This is a genomic window from Candidatus Hydrogenedentota bacterium (assembly GCA_012730045.1).
Taxonomy (GTDB): Bacteria; Hydrogenedentota; Hydrogenedentia; order Hydrogenedentales; family CAITNO01; genus JAAYBR01.
Map to the genome: position 1 here is coordinate 18,076 of JAAYBR010000105.1, position 17,760 is coordinate 35,835.

Sequence of the window (17,760 nt, forward strand, 5' to 3'; positions counted from 1 at the left end):
AGGCGGTCTGTGAAAAGGAGGTGTGTCCATGATTCTGTGCGGAGTCCTTCTCGGCGCCGTGGCCCTGCTGACCACCGGCCAGACACCGGCCGGCGAAGCGCCCCCATCCGTTGAATCCGCCGCGCCGGGGGTGTGGAAAGTCTCCTGGGGAACCCCGGAGACGCACACCCCCGTGAGCGTCCTCGCACCTGTCCCGAGAACGGCGGCCCTCGGGGCGCTGCCGGAGGCCGCGGAACCGCCGCTGCCGCCGGAGGCGTTCCGGTTCCGCACCAACGCGCGGGGACTTGTCATCGAGATTCCGATGACCCCCTCAGAGCAGATTTTCGGCCTCGGCCTGCACCCCACCCTTTTCAACTGCACCGACACGCGCAAGGAGATGGTCGTCAACGACCACCAGGAGGACGGGGACGGATCGTCCCACGCGCCCGCGCCGTTCTATGTGTCCACGCGGGGCTACGGGGTTTTTGTGGACACGGCGCGGTATGCACGGTTCTACTGCGGCAACCTGGCCCCCGTGGCGGAGAACGCCGCCGCGCCGGACGGCGGACCGGTGGACACCACGGAGGACCTCTACCGCCACCGCGCCCTGTCGGCCAAGACCATGACCGTCGAGGTGCCCGTGGCGAAGGGCGTGGACGTGTATCTCTTCGCCGGACCGGACATGAAGACGGCGGTTCAGCGCTACAACCTGTTCTCCGGCGGCGGATGCCTGCCGCCACTGTGGGGGCTCGGCGTCTACTACCGCGGCCACACCAAGTTCAGCGCCGCCGAGGTGCTCTCCACGGCGAAGCTGATCCGCGACAGCGGCATGCCCTGCGACGTGTTCGGCCTGGAGCCCGGATGGCACACCCACGCCTACTCCTGCACCTACGTGTGGAGCCCCGAGCGCTGGCCCGACCCGGACGGGTTCATCCGCGAGATGCGCGGCATGGGCTACGAGCTGAACCTGTGGGAGCACGCCTTTGTGCATCCCGACTCGCCCCTGCGCGCGCCGCTGCTGCCGCTGTCCGGCGACTACGAGGTGTGGCAGGGGCTGGTGCCGGACTTCTCCCTGCCCGAGGCGCGCGCCCTGTTCGCCGACTACCACGAGCGCGAGCTGGTGCGGAAGGGGATCACGGGGTTCAAGCTGGACGAGTGCGACAACCAGCCGAACAAGAAGGACCCCTGGTCGTTCCCCGAGCTGTCGAAGTTCCCCTCCGGCATGGACGGCGAGCAGATGCACGGCCTGTTCGGCAGCCTCTACCAGAAGACCCTGGGGGAGGTCTTCGACCGGAACCAGATCCGCACCTACGGCAAGGTGCGGTCGTCCCACGCCCTGGCCGCGCCGCTGCCCTTCGTGCTGTACAGCGACTATTACGACCACGCGGGATTCGTGCGCGCGCTGGCGAACAGCGGATTCTGCGGCCACCTGTGGCAGCCCGAGGTGCGCAACTGCGCCAGCGTGGCCGATCTCCTCCGCCGCACCCAGACCGCCGTTTTCTCCCCGCAGACGGTGATTGACTCGTGGTTCCTCAAGCTGCCGCCGTGGCTCCAGATAGACACGGACAAGAACAACGCCGGGGAGCTGATGCCGGACCACGAGGCGGTCACCGCCCGCGTGCGCGCGCTCCTGGAGATGCGCATGCGCCTCGTGCCGTACCTCTACGGCGCGTTCCTCGACTACCACCGCACCGGCACGCCGCCCTTCCGCGCCGTGGTCATGGATTATCCCGAAGACAAAAACACCCACCAGCTCGACACCGCCTACATGATGGGCCCCTCCCTGCTGGTCGCCCCGCTCTTCGGCGACGCCACCACGCGGAAGCTCTGGCTTCCCAGGGGCGACTGGTTCGACTTCTGGACCGGCGCGCGGTTCGAGGGGGGAAAGGAGCATGACATCATGGCGGACACGGACACCATCCCGGTGTTCGTCAAGGCCGGATCGCTGATCCCGCTGGCGGACCCCGTTTCGCACATCACCCGGGAGACGGTGTTTCAGCTGGAGGTGCGGGCCTACGGCGCGCCGCCCGCCGCCTTTGAACTGCCCGAGGATGACGGGGTTTCCACGCTGCCCGCCGATGGAACCATCAGCACGGTCCGTCTGGACTGGCCCAGGAAGGGGAAGCCCCGCATGATCCGGACAGGGGACGCCCCCGCCCGCCGCTACGAGGTCAGGGAGTGGCTGCGTTTCGACAAGCAGTAATAGCGCGCCGGAACCCCGCGCCTATGGTATCCTTTTCACCGTCCCCCCGCCCGGGGGGGCGAAGCCCCGGCAAACACACACCGCGCGCCCGGCGCGCGAACAAAGGATTTCATCATGTCCAACCGCCCGATCGGCGCCGTCACGTTTGACCTCTGGGACTGCCTGTTTCACGACGACTCGGACGAGCCGAAGCGCGCGGCGGCGGGCCTGCCGCCGAAACCGGTGGCCCGGCGCGACCTGCTCCACCGGCTGCTCTCCAAGCACGCCCACACGGACCGGGTGCTGTCGGACCTGGCCTTCGACGTCTCCGACGCCGCCTTCCGCAAGGTGTGGCACGACCAGCATGTGACGTGGTCCGTCGCCGAGCGGATGCGGGTGCTGCTGGACGGGTTCGGGCGCGCGCTGCCGGACGAAGATTTCGCGGAGCTGGTGGACGCGCTGGAGCGGATGGAGCTGGAATACAGCCCCAATCCCGCCCCCGGCGCGGCGGAAGCCCTGCGCGCGCTCCACGGGAAATACAAACTGGCCATCGTCTCCGACGCCATCTTCACGCCGGGCAAGAACCTCCGCACGCTGCTCGACAGCGCCGGAATGCTCTCCTGCTTCGACTACTTCGTCTTCTCCGACGAAATCGGCCACTCCAAGCCGCACCCCTCGGTCTTTGAGGCGGTGTCGGGGCATTTCGGCGTGACGCTGGACTCGCTGGTCCACATTGGCGACCGGCCGCACAACGACCTCGGCGGCCCGCACGCCGTCGGCGCGCGCGGGGTGCTCCTGACCGTGGTGAAGGACCGCCCGCTGGAGGGGCACGTCCCCGACGCCGTCTGCGCGAACTACGCCGACCTGCCCGCGATCCTGGCGGGGATGGAGTAGGGCTGGGCAGGCTGTCCGCTGATTGCCGGTTAGGCTTTGGCGGAGGATTGAAGCGCTGGCGGGAACGAGGTTGCTTCGCTTCGCTCGCAATGACGCGTTGAAAACCGGTTCACCGCAAGACCGCCGCTTCCCGCGTCATTGCGAGCCGGCCGCCCCGGCCGACGCGGCAATCTCTTGTCGGAACGCCTCCGTTTCGCGGCGGATTGCAGCCCTTCGCCGGCCCGTCAGACGGACGGAAGCAGCACCACGTAGAACAGCACGCCGAAGAAGTGGAAGGTGGTCCCCGCCAGCACGAAGCCGTGCCAGATGGCGTGGTTGTAGGGGATGCGGTCGCAGATGTAGAAGAACACCCCGACCGTGTAGGCCAGCCCGCCCAGGGCCATGAGAATGAGCCCGCCCGTCGGCACGGCGGCGATGACCGGCTTGATGGCCACGAGGGCGGTCCACCCCATGAGCAGGTACATGGCCGTCGAGACCTTGTCCCATTTGCCGACGAAAAATGCCTTGAAGGCGCACCCGACCACGGCCATGCCCCATATGACCCCGAAGAGGCTCCATCCCCACGCGCCGCGCAGGGACACCAGCAGGAAGGGCGTGTAGGTGCCCGCGATGAGCAGGTAGATGGCCGAGTGATCCAGCTTGCGGAAGAATCTCTTGACACTTCCGGCGGGGATGGCATGGTAGAGCGTGGAGCACAGGTACAGGAGGATCATGGAGACGCCAAACACCACGGCGCTCCAAATTTTCCAGGCGTCCCCCGTCCACGCCGCCAGCAGCGTCAGCGCCGTGAGCCCGGCGGCGCTCAAGAGCGCACCGGTTCCGTGTGTGACAGCGTTGGCCACCTCTTCCCGGAAGGAATAATGCTTTTCAGACATGCGCACCAGTCTTTCTAGTAGCGAAACACGGGGGAAGTATACCAAATTCCAGCATCCTTCGGCCCGGGGTCTGCCGGGCGGAGGGTTCATTCCGCGCGCACCTGCCCCGCGCGGGCGGAGGCTACGGAGTGGACGGCGTGGCAGCGGGGGCAGCGGACGCGGGGGTGGGCGTATTCCGGGGGAATTTTCAGTTTTGCGCCGCAGGGGCAGGTGATGAAGAGGAAATGGTTCATCCGGCGGACGAGGTCGCCGGCGTCGCGGGCGCGGGCCACCCGGATTTCCGGGGTGTCGGGCGCCGCCGCCGGGCGCGGCTGCTGGAACACGGCCGCCGCGGCCGCAGGCAGGGGAATGCGGTCGGCCCCGGACGCGGGACGGGCGGCGGGGCGCGCCGCAGGGGCGGCCCCGGACGCGGCGAGCAGGGAGGCGGGCATTTTGGCCCCGCCGCTGTCCAGCCGTCCCCAGGCGTCCGCGTAGGTCTTGTAGGAGACGCCGCCTGCCATGCCCCGGAGAACGGCGATGCGCTTCTCGACCGGCGGGTGGGTGCTGGTGAGCGAGGAGAACGCGGCCCCCTCGGGCGTGAGGGGGTTGATGATGTACATGGGGGCGGTCACCCGGTTCTTGGACTCCAGCGCGGCGTTCCCGGAGATTTCCTCAAGCGCCGAGGCGAGCCCCTCGGGGTAGCGCGTGAGCACGGCGGCCCCGGCGTCGGCGAGGTATTCCCTGCGCCGGGAGCAGGCGAAGTAGATGAGCTGGGCGAGCAGCGGCGCGACAATCATCAGCACGAGGGAAACGAGGAACAGGACGAGCAGGTACGCGCCGCCGCCCTGGGACTTGGAGGAGCGGTAGCGGCGGGTGCCCGACATGCGCAGGCTGTGGGCCGTCATGCGGTAGAAGAGGTCCGTCAGCATGATGATCGTGCCCGCCATGACGCCCATCATGGTCATGTAGAGCACGTCGCGGTGGACGATGTGGCTGATTTCGTGGGCGATGACGCCCTGGAGCTGGTCGCGGTTGAGCCGCGCCAGAAGCCCCGCCGTCACGGCCACGGAGGCGTGCTGCGGGTCGCGCCCGGCGGCGAAGGCGTTCAGCCCCATGTCCTCGATCAGGTAAATCTCCGGCGGTTTCGGCAGCATGGCCGCGATGGACATCTCCTCGACCACGTTGAAGAGCTGCGGGCTGTCGGCCTTGGAGAGCTTTTTCGCGCCGCTGGCGGCCATGAGCATCTGGGCGCCCGCGGTGTAGGCGGTGAGGGCCTGCACGCCCCAAACGCCCAGGGCGACGGCCATGCCGATGAGGCCGCCGGGGGTGAAGGTGAGGCGGAGCGCGCGCGTCCCGTCCAGTGCGACGACCTGGTCGTCCACGGCGGGGTACACGGCGAAGCCGATGGCGTAGCCCACGGCCAGCATGAGCGCCAGCATCACGAGCAACAGGACCACCGACCTGCGCTTGTTCGCCCGGATCAGTTCAAACATGGGCGGTCACTCCCGGCGCGCCGCGGGGTTCAGGAAAAGCTCACCTTGGGGACCTCGCGCTCCGCGGGGACCTCGATCTCGAAGAACTCCGACTTGCCGAAGCCGAACATGCCCGCGACGATGTTGCCGGGGAACATTTCGACCTGGTTGTTGAAGGTCATCACGGCGTCGTTGTAGGCCTGCCGCGAGAAGCCGATGCGGTTCTCCGTGGAGGTCAGCTCCTCCTGCAGGGCGAGGAAGTTCTGGTTCGCCTTGAGATCGGGGTACTGCTCGACCACAACGAAGAAATTGCTCAGAGCCTGGCTCAGGCCGCCCTCGGCCTTGGACTGCGCGCCCACGCCCGACGCCCCGGCGGCGAGGTTGCGCGCGCGGGTCACGCTCTCCAGCGTCTCCCGCTCGTGGTTCATGTAGCCCTTCGCCGTCTCGATCAGGTTCGGGATCAGGTCGTGCCGCCGCTTCAACTGCACGTCAATCTGCGACCACGCGTTCTTCACCGCGTTGCGCAGGCGGATGAGGCCGTTGTACACGCCGATGACCCACAGCGCCAGCACCAGCACAATGCCCCCGACAACCGCCAGTCCGATCAGCATGCTCATGGTGTGCTCTCCCCTTGTTGGGTGTTGCCGGGACCGCCCGCTTTCGGGGTCGCCCCGTCCGTCTCCGCGTCCATCCCGGCGGCGAACACGCCGCCGAGCCATTCCACAACCTTCGCGCCGTCCGTCCGGCCCCGCGCCAGCACCGCCGCCAGCTCGTTCCGGTCAAACCAGACCCCGTGCCCGCGCGGGCACGCGTCCCACACGACCGGCGGCGCGGTGACCGTGGCGCGCTTCTCCATCCACGCGCGGCAGATGGGGCACTTTCTCCGGGCCTCGGCGCAGTCCGGCATCGCCCGTGACTCCGGGGGCGCGTCCAACCCGCCCGTGAGCTGCGACAGGTGTTCCAGCTCCCCGGCGTCGAGCCACACCCCGCCGCAGTCGGCGCAGTGGTCCGCCTCCACCTGGAGGTACTCCACCGAGATCAGCGGGCTCCTGCATGCGGGACAATTCATGCGGCGAAAACTCCCCGTCCGGCGACCCGCGCCGGAACGTGTTCATTCTACACGTTTTCCGGCGGGGCTTCGAGATTTCCGTTCATTCCGCCTTTTGCGCGGGCAGGAGGGCGTCCATTTCCGCCCACACCTTCGCGCGCTCTTCCTCCGTGAGGGCGGCCCCCGCCAGCATGGACCGGATGGTCTCGTCATCCGCCGGGAACCGGGCATAGGTTAGCGCGCCCGTCTTCTTTCCCGTGTCCGCGGCGGGCGGCGCGTAGTACGCCAGCGTGCGTACCCCCTCCGCCTCCCAGCACAGAACGGGCACCTTAATCTCAACGGGGGAGTCCGGGTTCAGCCGGAGCGCCTCGCGGGTGAACCCCGCGCCGTGGCGCGCGACCGCGGCCGCGTAAAAGCGTTTCCGCGCCTCGTCCGGCGGGGCGGGGATGCCCGTCCACATCAGGACATACTCGTACAGTTTCCCGTCCTTGAACCCCAGGTCGGCGGTGCAGGACGTCCCCAGCAGCGGGTCCTTGTCCCAGTGCAGCAGCAGCCCGCCCGGCTGGTCGGGAACGGGCCTCTCCTCCGGTTTCGCCACATCGCTGTACATCGCGTCCGGATGCGCCTTCAGCACATCCGCAAAGGGCGTGCCCGGTGCCAGGGCCGCCAGCATCGCCGCCAGCCCGTCCGCGGGCGCCGTGGCCGCAACGCCCAGCGCCGTCACCAGGGAAGCCGCAAGGCACAACATGATGTGGTGTTTCATAGTGGACAGCTCCGGGAAGCCGCTAGGGTAACAGGCCGGGGCAGGGGATTTCATTTTCCCTGATTGACTTCCCCCGGCGGGCGGCCTTATCGTGGTGTCCACCACAACCGAGAGGATGCACGCCGTGAAAGCCAGACATGCCGTTTCGCGCCGGAGGTTTTTGGGGACAAGTCTCGCCGTGGCCGGGTTTCCGACGATCATCCCGGGGTCGGCGCTGGGGCTGAACGGGGCGGTGGCGGCGTCGGAGCGGGTGGTGCTGGGGTCCATCGGCGTGGGGGACCGGGGCCGGGCGATTCTGGAGGGGGCGCTCCAGTGCAGGGAGGCGCAGGTGGTGGGGGTGTGCGATGTGAAGGCGAACTGCCGCGAGGCGGCGACGGCGCTCATCAACGACTTCTACGGGAACCAGGACTGCTTCGCCGTGAAGGACCATGCGGAACTGCTGGCGAAGCCGGACATTGACGGGGTGATCGTTGCGTAGTGCGACCACTGGCACGTGCTGCACGCCCTCGCGGCGACCCGGCTGGGCAAGGGGGTGTATGTGGAGAAACCCATGGGCTGCACGGTCGCCGAGGACCAGGCGCTGCGCGCGGCGGTCCAGAAACACGGGACCGTGTTCCAGTTCGGCACGCAGCAGCGGTCGGACGGCAAGTTCCACGATGCCTGCTCGCTGGTGCGGATGGGGGCCATCGGCGAGCTGCACACCGTCTATGTGTGGGCGCCGCCGAGCGTGGCGGGCGCGCCGACCCAGGAGGCCCCGGTGCCCGAGACGCTGGACTACGAGCGCTGGCTGGGGCCCGCGCCGTTCAAGCCCTACACGCTGGAACGCGACTCGAACAAGTGGTGGTGGCACATCTCCGACTACGCCCTCGGGTTCATCGCGGGCTGGGGCATCCACCCGGCGGACATCGCCTACTGGGGCGCGGGGGACGCCGTGCGGACGCCGTTCATCGTGGAGGGCGTGGGCCGCTACCCGGTCGGGGAGGTCTGCGACACGGCGACGGACTGGAAGGCCACCTTTTCCTACGACAGCGGGCTGGTCATCGAGTTCCGCGCCGCCCCGGGACCCCGGGACTGGGTGGACCGGTTCCAGGCGCGCCCGGACCACGGAACGGCCTTTGTGGGCTCGGAGGGCTGGATCCAGGTGAACCGGAGCGGCATGACCTGCTTCCCGGAGAGCGTCGCCAAGAAGGACATCAAGGACTCGCCGCTGTTCAAGAGCACGCACCACATGCGCGACTACGTGCACGCGATCCGTGACAAGCGGCAGACCGTCGCGCCGATAGGGGAGGCGGTGCAGTCAGACCTCTTCTGCCAGGTGGCCGACATCGCCCTGCGCGTGGGGAAGCCCCTGCGCTGGGATCCCGCCGCGGAGCGCTTCGAGAACTCCGACGAGGCGAACGCCCGGCTCTCGCGGCCCATGCGCGCGCCCTGGTCGCTCGAGGGCTGACCCCCGCGTCACTCGCCGTACAGCAGCTCCACCGGGAAGCGCAGCACCCAGGTGCGGGCGAGGCCGTTCTGCCGCCGGTCTCCGGCGCACTGCGCCAGCAGCACGCGGCCGTCCACAAACTCCAGGGCGGTGTAGCAGTACCAGCCGTTCGGGTCGGCGGAGAGATTGCGCCGGCCGGTCCAGGACTTCCCGTCGTCCTTTGACAAGGCGACGGTGATGGGGGTGCGCGCCTTGGCCAGCTCGGGCGCGATGCCCTCGTGGTCGTTCCACACCGCCAGCAGATCACCCGTGGCGGGGATGCGCTTGATGCTTGCGGGGGAAAGCGGCGATTTGAGGTCGCCGGGCACGGGGTCGGTCCATTTGGACCCGCCGTCGTCGGACCACGACAGGTACTGGCTTCCCCTGTCCGTGCGGATGAACATCATGAGCCGCCCTTCCTTCAGCTCGACCACCCCCGGCTCCTGAAGCGTGACCCGCTTGTTGTACATCACGGACTCCGAGGGCCGCCACGTCGCGCCGTCGTCGTCGGAAAGAAAGCAGACCATGTGCGCCCGCGCGTCCATGCCCTTCCCCGCCCAGTCATGGCGCGCGGCGGGAATGACGATCCGCCCGCTCTTGAGGCGGACGATCCGGTCGTTGTTGACAACGTAGTAGCTGACCGGGGACTCCACGATGCACAGGGGCTCGCCCCAGGTGGCGCCCTCGTCGGCGGAGACGCGCAGATAGGGACGGCAGTCCTGCTCGGAGTTCTTGCGCAGGTAGAACAGGCCGATGCCGCCGCCGCCCATCCGCAGGAGGGACACGGACATGATGTTCATGCCCCCCTCGTTGGGCAGGACCACCGTGTCCTCGCCGGTCCACGTTTTGCCGCCGTCGGCGGACACGCGGCCCGCCAGGAAGGCCGTGTCATGGTCGCCGCCGCCGCCGGTGAATTTGGTGTACACGAAGAGGATGCGCCCGTCCTTGAGGGGCAGAAAGGCCCCCTCAGAGTTGCGGGGGTTGTCCGGTCCCGGCGGCAGGTCAAGCACCCGCTCCACGCCGGGAAGAAGCTCCCAGTCCAACGCGGGGGCGGCGGGGGCGGCGAGCGCAAGCAGGGCCAGTGCGGAAAGAAGGAAGTGGCGTGCGGTCATGGGGTGTCCTTTCTAAACGGTTGCGCGGACGAAGGCGCGGCAGGGCGCGCCGTCGCCCCCGGCGATGGGCAGGGGCAGCACGACAAACTCACAGGGGCCCGCCGGAACCCCCGCCAGACGCAGCCCCTCCACAACGGGAATGCCCGCGCCGAGGAGGATTTGGTGGGTTGGCCCGGTGTCGCCGTGGGCCCCGACCGAATAGCCGTCCACCCCGACCAGCCGAGCCCCGTCCGCGACCAGCCGCTCCGCGGCGTCCGGGGCGACGGCGACGAAATCTGTGTCGAAGGGGGCGTTCTCCGGCCGCAGGGAGTTTCGCGTCTTGAAGAGCACCCTGCGGGGCAGGGGGGATGCCGGAAGATGTTCGGCCCGCACGGCATCCGCATTCAGAACTTCCACCACCAGCGCCTCCCCGAAAAACAACTCCGGGTCCAGTTCATCCACCCGGAGGCCGTCCGGGCAGAAGTGCCAGGGGGCGTCGAGGTGCGTGCCCAGATGCGTCGAGAGAGTCAGCCGGGTCAGGTTGCACGAGTCCCCGTCCCCAATGGAGGCCACGGGGACGGACTCAAACGCGGGGTCGCCGGGCCAGACGGGCATGCCCGGCGTGAGCTTCATGGAGACATCCATCCACTTCGGCATTGCGTCCCTTTCCAGCAGGCGAACCGGCCATCGGCCCCCTATCCTACGGGTCCGGCGGGCCGGGGTCAACCCGTCCGCCGGGGTCTTATTGTCTGGACAGCAGAGAAAGCCCGTCCAGACGCTTGTTTTGGGGGGGCGTTTTCTTTAGAATGGGGTCGTCAAGCTGTGGAGTAGGGTTTCTATCGTGTCATTATGTCCAAAATGCACTTATGAAAACCCGCCCAGCGCGATTCGGTGTGAGCGGTGCGACACTTGGCTCCTTGCCTCCTCCCAGGGGGCCACGCGACCCGGATTGCCGCCGGACGGGGAACATCTGTACAAGCCCGGAGATGTAATCGCCGGTCGCTATGCGGTTGTGGAGATGATCGGCCGGGGGGGGGTCGGGTGCATCTACAAGGTTCAGGACAACATTCTTGAGGAGACGGTTGTCCTGAAGATACTCCTGCCGAGTTTCGTCAGCGACAAGTCCATGGTGGACCGGTTTCTGAACGAGGCGCGCATCGCGCGCAAGCTGACACACCCCCACATTGTGCGCATCCACGACGTGGGCCGGGTGGAGCAGACGGTTTTCATCTCCATGGAGCTGATCGAGGGCCGGTCGCTGCGCGAGCTGTTGGACCACCTGAAACCCGGGGAGCGCCCCCCGCTGCTGGACGCGCTCCGGATCGTGGACGAGCTCTGCTCGGCGCTGGAATACGCCCACCAGTTCACGGTGCACCGGGACATCAAGCCCGAAAACATCATGCTGAACAAGGGCGGGCGGGTGAAGCTGATGGACTTCGGCATCTCCAAGCTCAAGGGGAGCACGCAGTACACCAGCATTTCGACGGTCATGGGCACCCCGTACTACATGTCCCCGGAGCAGCTTCGGGACAGCCACGACGTGGACCAGCGGGCCGATGTTTTCAGCACGGGCGTGGTGCTGTACGAGCTGCTGACAGGCTACCGCCCGACGGGGATCCCGAAGCCCGCGTCGGAAATGGCCCGGGACGTGCCCCCGCTGATGGACACGATCATCTCGCACTGCGTGGAGCCCGACCGCGACAAGCGCTTCCAGAACGCCACAGAAGTCCGCACGGCGATCCAGCCCGTCCTGCAGGTGCTGCGGGAGGGGAAGGACCCCATGTTTGTGTTTGGCGGGCGGGTGCCCGCACAGGCAGGGTCCCCCGCCGGGCCCGCCCCGTCCCACGGGCCGATGCAGACACCCCCGTCGCTCTCCGCCGGGCCCCAGCACACGCCCCCACGGCCGGCCGGGGTGTCCGGGCCGCAGCATACGCCCCCGCAGCCGGCGACGATGCCCGCGTCCCATCTGCCCTCGCCCGCGCCGGGCGCGCCGAACGGCGGGGCAAAGCGCGATTCCAAGGAACGGGCGCCCGCGGCAAATGGAAAGAACAAGCCGGACAGCATGCCGCAGCTCGACCCGGCCCTGCGCGAGGTCGCGCTGGCGTCTTTCGACAGCCCCTCCATCCGGATGAGCAAGCCCAAGAAGAAGCGCCGCGAGAAGGCGGGCCCCGGGAAGATCATGCTGGCCGGGTGCATGGTGGTGGCGGCCCTGCTCATGACGTATTGGAGCGGGGAATACGTCGTGGCGCGTTTCAATGAGATACGGAAGCCGGCGCAGCCCAAGGTGGCCGTGCGGGTCAACCCCGCAGAGGCCATGCTTGACCGAAAAGACCCGCCCATGCAGGTGCTGGAGGCGGCCCTCGCCTTCGAGCGGGAGCATCACACGCCGGAAAGCGGCGAGATGCTGGCGCGGGCGCGGGCCTATTTCATCGAGGACGCGACACGCCGCCTTAACACGGTCCCCTTTTCGGCGAAGGCCATGAACGCCGTTTCGGCGGAGGTCGCGCAAGTCTCCCTTATGGACACGCATCCGGACACCCAGAACCTCCGGAACCATGTGGACGGCGAGCTTTCCTGCCACAAGTTCATGCTGAAAAGCGCGGAGGAGGGGAAAAGCGCCGTGTTCATCCTGAACAACTCCCGCATCCCCGAATCCGAGCAGACCGTTTCGGAGGGCGACCTGCTTCAGGGGCGCTTCCTGGTGAAGAAGGTCGGCCCCCGTCACGTCACGCTGGAGGACACCCTGGTGAAGTCCCCGTCCGGCACGCCGCGCGCGCTCATCGCGCGGCTCATGGCCCCCGTGGAGTAGCGCCTCAGCGCAGCAGCATCCAGGCCGTCACCGCCCCCCCCAGCGCGATGCGGTACCACGCGAAGGGCACGAAGTTCCGGCGGCGGATGTAGGCCATGAAGGCGGCCACCACCGCGTAGGCGGAGACAAACGACACCGCCGACCCCGTGAACAGCAGCCCCCATTCCCGCGCGGAGAAGGCCAGGCCGTTCTCCATCAATTTGAGGCCGGCCGCGCCGGTCATGGTGGGCAGGGCCAGAAAGAACGAGAACTCCGCCGCCGCCGGCCGCCCCACCCCCAGCAGCATGGCGCCGATGATGGTGGCCGCGGACCGTGACGTGCCCGGGATCATGGCCAGGCATTGAAAGAACCCGATGAGCAGGGCGGTGCGGAAGCCGAGCAGGGCCGGGTCCGTGTGGCGGACGGGTATGCTCCGCCGCTCGATCACCAGCAGCACCACGCCGCCGGCAACGAGCGAGGCGGCCACCGTGGGCGGGTTGAAGAGCCGCGCCTCGATGAAGTCATCCAGCAGGAACCCAATCACGGCCGCGGGCAGGAAGGCCGTGAGCACCCGCGCCCACAGGCCGAAAATGGCGCGCGTGTCCGCCTCCGCGCCGAAGGGCCACAACCTCTTCCAGAAATAGAGGACCACGGCAAGGATCGCCGGAAGCTGGATCATCACCATGAACGCGTCCGCAAAGCCGGGCTTCCCCTCCAGACGAAGCAGATCCTCGACCAGGATCATGTGGCCGGTGCTGCTGACGGGAAGGAACTCCGTCACACCCTCGACGAGTCCCAGAATTGCCGCGAAAACATACTGCATGCCGACACCGTCTCCCGTGGTCCATGCGCCCCCCCTCATGCGCCCCCCGAAGTCTATCAGATTCCCCCATCGGGCGGCGGAGTGGAGATGCGCGCGGCCCGTGCGGCGGTGATATGATGGGGGCATGAGCTTGCCGGACTCCCAAAACCGCGCCGTCCGCACCGATTCCGCGCTTTCGCCCGGCGCGCGCGCGGCGCTGTCGTGCGGGGCTGCGGCGGGGATGTTCCTGCTGTTCAGCCTCGCCTACTGGCCCCTGCGGCTGAACGCGCCGCCGCTGGGCGCGTTGCGCCCCTTCCGGCCCGGGGCGGAGGCCGGTCTCTTTGGCCTGGGCGGCCCCGGAGTCTACCTGCTGACGGGACTTGCCGCCTTCGCGGTGACCGCCGCGCTGACCCCCCTCTTCCGGCGCATGGCGCTGCGGATCGGCATGCTGGACGCCCCGTCGGAGGCCCGCAAGGTCCACCGCGACCCCGTGCCCTATCTCGGGGGGCTCGCCCTCTACGGCGGATTCCTCGCGTGGGTGCTGGCGGTGCAGGCCCTCGCGCCGTGCTATGCGCACCCCTCCTTCCACACCCTGGCCACCGTGGGCGCCGGGGTCGTGCTGCTGGGCGCCGCCGACGACGCCGTCGGCCTGCCCGCATGGTTCAAACTGGCGGTGGAACTTGCGCTGGGCGCCGCGCTGTATTTCTTCGGTTTCGGCGTGCGCGAGCTGATGGACCCGCTGGGCGGCATGGTGCATATCGGCTGGTTTGCCGTGGCGGTGGCGGCGCTGTGGGTGGCGGGCCTGATGAACGCTGTGAACTTCGTGGACGGCCTGGACGGCCTCGCCGCCGGGGTGACGGCCCTCTGCGCGCTGTCGCTGCTGGCTGTGGGCCTGCGCAACGACCAGGTCCTGTCCGTGATGCTCATGTCCGGCCTGCTGGGCATGGCCGCCGCCTTCCTGCTGTTCAACTTTCACCCGGCGAGCATCTTCATGGGCGACGCCGGGGCGCTGTTCCTGGGGCTGGTGATCGGTGCGGCCACGCTGATCGAGGAGCAGAAGGGCGCGGCGGTGATCGCCCTGGCGGCGCCCATGACCGCGCTCGCCGTGCCGCTGGCCGACACGGCCCTCAGTTTCGCGCGGCGGCTGGCCCGCGCGCGCCGGGGCGGCTTCTTCGAGCCGGACCGGGCCCACCTGCACCACCGTCTGCTTGCCCTCGGACTGGGCCACCGGGGTGCCGTGCTGGTATTGTATGCCGTGACCGCCGCCATGGGGCCCCTGGCCTGGGTGGTGGACGGCATGTCGCCCGCGCGCCGCTATCCGCTGCTAGCGCTGCCGGTCGGCGTGCTGACGCTGTCGGTGCTGGCCCTGAGGCGGGCCGAAGGGCGGCGGCGGAACGCGGAAGGAAAACGGGATGACGCGGGAGACAACGGCAACGCGGGGGCTTGACGCGCCCGGTCTCGGATTCCGCCTCGGCGTGCTGGACTGCGCCGCGGCCGCGGGCGCGGTGTTTCTGCCCATGTTCCTGCGGTATGGGGGCGCGCCGCCCTCCGAACATCTCATGACCTCGCAGGCGTGGTTTCCCGTGCTGCTGGCCTGCCGGCTCGCGGCGGCGCAGGCCTTCGGCCTCTACGATCTCCGGCGCAGGCTCCAGGCGGCGGACCATGTGTTCGGCGGAATGGCGGCGGCCTGTTTCGGCGTGCTGCCGGGCTATCTGGTCATCGCCCTGGTCCAGCTGTATTACCTGCCCCTCGCGCAGTTCTCCCGCGCCGTCGTGCTGGGGGACCTTCTGCTCATGGCCCTGTGGTTCGGGGCGTCGCGCGCGGCGGCGCTGGGCCTGCTGCGCCGCGGGGGATACCGGCTGCGCATCGCCACCGCCGGGACCGGCGCGGACCGCGCCGCGCTGGCCGACGAGTTGAAGCGGCATGCCCCCGCGCTGGCGGCCCCCGCAGGCGCCTGGGAGCCGGGCAGGGACGGGGTCTTCGCCGAATGGCTGGCGCGCGAGACGCCGGATGTCGTGCTGTTGGAGACGGGCGGTCTCGAGGACCGGCACATCACCGAGGTGATCACCGCGTGCGACGCGGCGGGGGTGGAGGTGTGGGTGTGCCCCGGCCTGCGGCTGGCCCTGTTCGGCGCGGCGGACGTGTTCAGCCTGGGCGGCATCCCGCTGGTCCGGCTGAACGGCGCCGGGGCGCGCCCCTGGCAGCGGGCCGTGAAGCGGTGGATGGACCTGGCCGGGGCGGCGGCGGGCCTGGTGCTGCTGTCGCCGCTGCTGGCGCTGGCCGCGCTGGCGGTGCGGCTCGAATCGGGCGGGCCGGTGCTGTTTGTCCAAGAGCGCCTGGGTCTGGGCTGCGCGCCCTTCCGGCTGGTGAAGTTCCGCAGCATGCGCACCGATGCCGAGGCGGCCTCGGGCCCCGTGCTGGCGGAGGCGGACGACCCGCGCGTGACCCCGGTCGGGCGGTGGCTGCGCCGCACCCGGGTGGACGAGCTGCCGCAGTTGTGGAACGTGCTGCGGGGCGAGATGAGCCTTGTGGGGCCGCGGCCGGAGCGGCCGGAGTTCGCCGGGGAATTCCTGAAAGAGGAACCCCTCTACCGGCACCGCTTCGTGGTCAAGCCCGGTCTGACGGGCCTCGCGCAGATACACGGCCGCTATGACACGGACTACCGGCAGAAGCTCCGCTACGACCTGATCTACATAGGCGGCATGTCCCTGGGCGCCGACCTGCGGCTCCTCGCCGCCACCCTCCGCAGCGTGCTCACGGCGCGGGGGGCGCGCTGATGGCCGGACCGGAGACCTCCGCCCGGCCGCTCCTGCGGCTGGGGATGCTCTGGTCCGCCGAGGCCGTCCAGAAAGCCCTCTCGTTCCTGCTCTTTGTCGCGCTGTCGCGCGGGCTGACGGTACCGGAGAACGGACTCTACGGGCTCTACCTGTCCCTGTTCCCCCTGTTCGCCGTGGTGATGAACTGGGGGGTGTCGGACATTCTGACCCGCGAGACGGCCTGCGCGCCGGAGCGGTCGCGGCGGCTCCTCGCGGCGGGCCTTTTCGGGCAGACCGCCGTCGCCCTGCCGGTGCTGCTGCTGGCGGCGGGCGCATGGGCGCTGCTGCGCGGGGACCGGGCCACGGCGGCGCTCGTGACCGCCTTGGCGGTGCTGCCGCTGTCCTGGGGCCGCTCTTCTTTGGGCGTTTTCACGGGGCACGAACATTTCGGCGCGGTGGCGCTGGGGCAGGTGCTCCTGCGCGCGCTGGCCGTCGGCGCGACCCTGGCGATGCTCTGGGCCGGGGCGGGCGTGCCTGCGCTGGTGGGCGTGCTGGGCCCCGTGCATCTGCTGTGGGCGGGCGGGATGACCGTCTGCGCCTGGCGGTGGTTTGGCGGGGAGGACCGCGCGCCCTCTGCGGCGGACACGCGCTGGCTCCTGCGCGAGGGTGCGCCGGTGATGGCGGGCGGCTTCGCCGCCACGGCCTATTTCGCCGTGGACCTGCTGGTGCTCGGCCTCTTCTTGGACGGCGACGCCCTCGGGCGCTATGCCCTCGGCATGCGCTTCCTGTTCATGCTCATGCCCCTGACGGAGGCCGTGGGCGGCGTGGTGTTCCCCGGACTCAGCCGCGCCGCGCGCGAGGACGCCGCGGCGTCCGCCCGGGCGTTGGAGGATGCCTGGCGGCTTGCCGTGGAGGTGGGCCTGCCGCTGGCCGCGGGCGCGCTGCTGCTTGCGGAGCCCCTCACCGTTTTTCTCGGCGGCGACCAGTATGCGGGCGCGGGGTTCACCCTTTCCGGGCTCACCGTGGCCGCCGCCCTCTTTCTGCCCGCGCTGGTCGGGCAGGCCCAGCTTCGTGCCCGGGGCATGCAGGCCCTGGCCGCCGTCCTCTTTGCCGGAGCGGCGATCCTCAAGACCGCCGGGGCGTTTCTGCTGTCCCCCGCCTTCGGCGGCAACGGTCTGGTCTGGCTCAACATCGCCCTTGGCGCGGGTCTGGCCGCGGTCCTTTTCGCCGCCTCCGCGCGCGGACTCGGCGTGTCCGTCCGGCGCATGGCCCTCGGCGCCCTGCCCGCCGCAGGCGCGACCCTCCTCATGGCCGCCGTGGTGTTTTCCCTCCGCGGGTTCCCCGTGCTGTTTCCCGTGTGCACTGGCGCCGTCGTGTACGGCGCCGCGGTGCTGCCCTTCCACAGGCACCGGAACTGAGCAGGCGCGGACAGACACGGACCCGGCACGGACGGACACGGACAAAGCACCGGAAAGACGCATGCCCTGTCCATATTGTCCATAGTGTCCATGCAGCCCATTGCATGCCCGTCCCCCAGATGAAAACCAGTCAAACCAGCGGCTAGAATGGCACCAGACGCCCCACGGGCACGAACCAAGGAGGAACGGAACATGGCCAAGGTGCTGCTGCCGCTGGCGGACGGGTGCGAGGAGCTGGAGGCGGTGAC

The 17,760-nt window shown here is 69.2% G+C and carries 16 protein-coding genes; 8 read left to right on the plus strand and 8 right to left on the minus strand.

Annotation, left to right across the window (positions count from 1 at the left end):
• The first annotated feature begins 28 nt into the window (after positions 1–28).
• Together GXY15_11150 and GXY15_11155 are read left to right on the plus strand one after the other, a co-directional pair.
• On the plus strand, positions 29–2,182 hold the full coding sequence (locus GXY15_11150; protein ID NLV41769.1) for a glycoside hydrolase: 2,154 nt from the start codon (positions 29–31) through the stop codon (positions 2,180–2,182).
• A 114-nt stretch (positions 2,183–2,296) separates the two neighbouring features.
• Positions 2,297–3,055 carry an HAD family hydrolase gene (locus GXY15_11155; protein NLV41770.1) on the plus strand — a complete coding sequence of 253 codons (759 nt, stop codon included), beginning with the start codon at positions 2,297–2,299 and terminating at the stop codon, positions 3,053–3,055.
• Between the two features lie 224 nt (positions 3,056–3,279).
• Here the strand turns inward: GXY15_11155 and GXY15_11160 are convergent, their stop codons facing one another.
• From GXY15_11160 to GXY15_11180, 5 genes are all read right to left on the minus strand, one after another.
• Positions 3,280–3,930 (minus strand): hemolysin III family protein, encoded by a 651-nt coding sequence (locus tag GXY15_11160; GenBank protein ID NLV41771.1) that lies wholly within the window; start codon positions 3,928–3,930, stop codon positions 3,280–3,282.
• A gap of 86 nt (positions 3,931–4,016) precedes the next feature.
• Positions 4,017–5,402 (minus strand): M48 family metalloprotease, encoded by a 1,386-nt coding sequence (locus GXY15_11165; GenBank protein ID NLV41772.1) that lies wholly within the window; start codon positions 5,400–5,402, stop codon positions 4,017–4,019.
• A gap of 29 nt (positions 5,403–5,431) precedes the next feature.
• Positions 5,432–5,992, minus strand: a complete 561-nt coding sequence (locus tag GXY15_11170; GenBank protein NLV41773.1) for a LemA family protein — start codon at positions 5,990–5,992, stop codon at positions 5,432–5,434.
• A gap of 2 nt (positions 5,993–5,994) precedes the next feature.
• Positions 5,995–6,450: a hypothetical protein gene (locus GXY15_11175; protein NLV41774.1), complete on the minus strand. Its 456-nt coding sequence runs from the start codon at positions 6,448–6,450 to the stop codon at positions 5,995–5,997.
• A gap of 82 nt (positions 6,451–6,532) precedes the next feature.
• Positions 6,533–7,192, minus strand: a complete 660-nt coding sequence (locus GXY15_11180; GenBank protein ID NLV41775.1) for a hypothetical protein — start codon at positions 7,190–7,192, stop codon at positions 6,533–6,535.
• Between the two features lie 178 nt (positions 7,193–7,370).
• Between GXY15_11180 and GXY15_11185 the strand changes: the two genes are divergently transcribed.
• A complete protein-coding gene (locus GXY15_11185) occupies positions 7,371–7,670 on the plus strand; it encodes a hypothetical protein (GenBank protein NLV41776.1) in 300 nt (99 codons plus the stop codon).
• Positions 7,671–7,685: 15 nt separating this feature from the next.
• Positions 7,686–8,639 carry a hypothetical protein gene (locus GXY15_11190; protein ID NLV41777.1) on the plus strand — a complete coding sequence of 318 codons (954 nt, stop codon included), beginning with the start codon at positions 7,686–7,688 and terminating at the stop codon, positions 8,637–8,639.
• 8 nt (positions 8,640–8,647) lie between these two features.
• On the opposite strand, the gene GXY15_11195 is transcribed toward GXY15_11190, so the two are convergent.
• Together GXY15_11195 and GXY15_11200 are read right to left on the minus strand one after the other, a co-directional pair.
• Positions 8,648–9,769, minus strand: a complete 1,122-nt coding sequence (locus tag GXY15_11195) for an exo-alpha-sialidase (GenBank protein ID NLV41778.1) — start codon at positions 9,767–9,769, stop codon at positions 8,648–8,650.
• A 12-nt stretch (positions 9,770–9,781) separates the two neighbouring features.
• Positions 9,782–10,405 (minus strand): cyclase family protein, encoded by a 624-nt coding sequence (locus GXY15_11200; protein ID NLV41779.1) that lies wholly within the window; start codon positions 10,403–10,405, stop codon positions 9,782–9,784.
• A gap of 361 nt (positions 10,406–10,766) precedes the next feature.
• On the opposite strand from GXY15_11200, the gene GXY15_11205 reads away from it, so the two are divergent.
• Positions 10,767–12,557, plus strand: a complete 1,791-nt coding sequence (locus tag GXY15_11205) for a protein kinase (protein ID NLV41780.1) — start codon at positions 10,767–10,769, stop codon at positions 12,555–12,557.
• Positions 12,558–12,561: 4 nt separating this feature from the next.
• Here the strand turns inward: GXY15_11205 and GXY15_11210 are convergent, their stop codons facing one another.
• A complete protein-coding gene (locus GXY15_11210) occupies positions 12,562–13,359 on the minus strand; it encodes an undecaprenyl-diphosphate phosphatase (GenBank protein ID NLV41781.1) in 798 nt (265 codons plus the stop codon).
• 124 nt (positions 13,360–13,483) lie between these two features.
• Between GXY15_11210 and GXY15_11215 the strand changes: the two genes are divergently transcribed.
• Genes GXY15_11215 through GXY15_11225 form a run of 3 tightly spaced genes read left to right on the plus strand, consistent with a single transcriptional unit; the run spans position 13,484 to position 17,512 of the window.
• Positions 13,484–14,785 carry an undecaprenyl/decaprenyl-phosphate alpha-N-acetylglucosaminyl 1-phosphate transferase gene (locus tag GXY15_11215; GenBank protein ID NLV41782.1) on the plus strand — a complete coding sequence of 434 codons (1,302 nt, stop codon included), beginning with the start codon at positions 13,484–13,486 and terminating at the stop codon, positions 14,783–14,785.
• A complete protein-coding gene (locus GXY15_11220) occupies positions 14,751–16,115 on the plus strand; it encodes a sugar transferase (GenBank protein NLV41783.1) in 1,365 nt (454 codons plus the stop codon). Before GXY15_11215 ends, GXY15_11220 begins: the two co-directional genes overlap by 35 nt.
• Positions 16,115–17,512 (plus strand): oligosaccharide flippase family protein, encoded by a 1,398-nt coding sequence (locus tag GXY15_11225; GenBank protein NLV41784.1) that lies wholly within the window; start codon positions 16,115–16,117, stop codon positions 17,510–17,512. The genes GXY15_11220 and GXY15_11225 overlap by 1 nt, the downstream gene beginning before the upstream one ends.
• The last annotated feature ends 248 nt before the right edge of the window (positions 17,513–17,760 follow it).

Bases quoted from the DNA above. Each gene is read 5' to 3' on its own strand.
- GXY15_11165 (NLV41772.1), bottom strand. From the start codon at position 5,402: ATGTTTGAACTGATCCGGGCGAACAAGCGCAGGTCGGTGGTCCTGTTG.
- GXY15_11160 (NLV41771.1), bottom strand. From the start codon at position 3,930: ATGTCTGAAAAGCATTATTCCTTCCGGGAAGAGGTGGCCAACGCTGTC.
- GXY15_11170 (NLV41773.1), bottom strand. From the start codon at position 5,992: ATGCTGATCGGACTGGCGGTTGTCGGGGGCATTGTGCTGGTGCTGGCG.
- GXY15_11210 (NLV41781.1), bottom strand. From the start codon at position 13,359: ATGCAGTATGTTTTCGCGGCAATTCTGGGACTCGTCGAGGGTGTGACG.
- GXY15_11155 (NLV41770.1), top strand. From the start codon at position 2,297: ATGTCCAACCGCCCGATCGGCGCCGTCACGTTTGACCTCTGGGACTGC.
- GXY15_11175 (NLV41774.1), bottom strand. From the start codon at position 6,450: ATGAATTGTCCCGCATGCAGGAGCCCGCTGATCTCGGTGGAGTACCTC.
- GXY15_11225 (NLV41784.1), top strand. From the start codon at position 16,115: ATGGCCGGACCGGAGACCTCCGCCCGGCCGCTCCTGCGGCTGGGGATG.
- GXY15_11205 (NLV41780.1), top strand. From the start codon at position 10,767: ATGATCGGCCGGGGGGGGGTCGGGTGCATCTACAAGGTTCAGGACAAC.
- GXY15_11215 (NLV41782.1), top strand. From the start codon at position 13,484: ATGAGCTTGCCGGACTCCCAAAACCGCGCCGTCCGCACCGATTCCGCG.
- GXY15_11180 (NLV41775.1), bottom strand. From the start codon at position 7,192: ATGAAACACCACATCATGTTGTGCCTTGCGGCTTCCCTGGTGACGGCG.
- GXY15_11150 (NLV41769.1), top strand. From the start codon at position 29: ATGATTCTGTGCGGAGTCCTTCTCGGCGCCGTGGCCCTGCTGACCACC.
- GXY15_11200 (NLV41779.1), bottom strand. From the start codon at position 10,405: ATGCCGAAGTGGATGGATGTCTCCATGAAGCTCACGCCGGGCATGCCC.
- GXY15_11195 (NLV41778.1), bottom strand. From the start codon at position 9,769: ATGACCGCACGCCACTTCCTTCTTTCCGCACTGGCCCTGCTTGCGCTC.
- GXY15_11220 (NLV41783.1), top strand. From the start codon at position 14,751: ATGACGCGGGAGACAACGGCAACGCGGGGGCTTGACGCGCCCGGTCTC.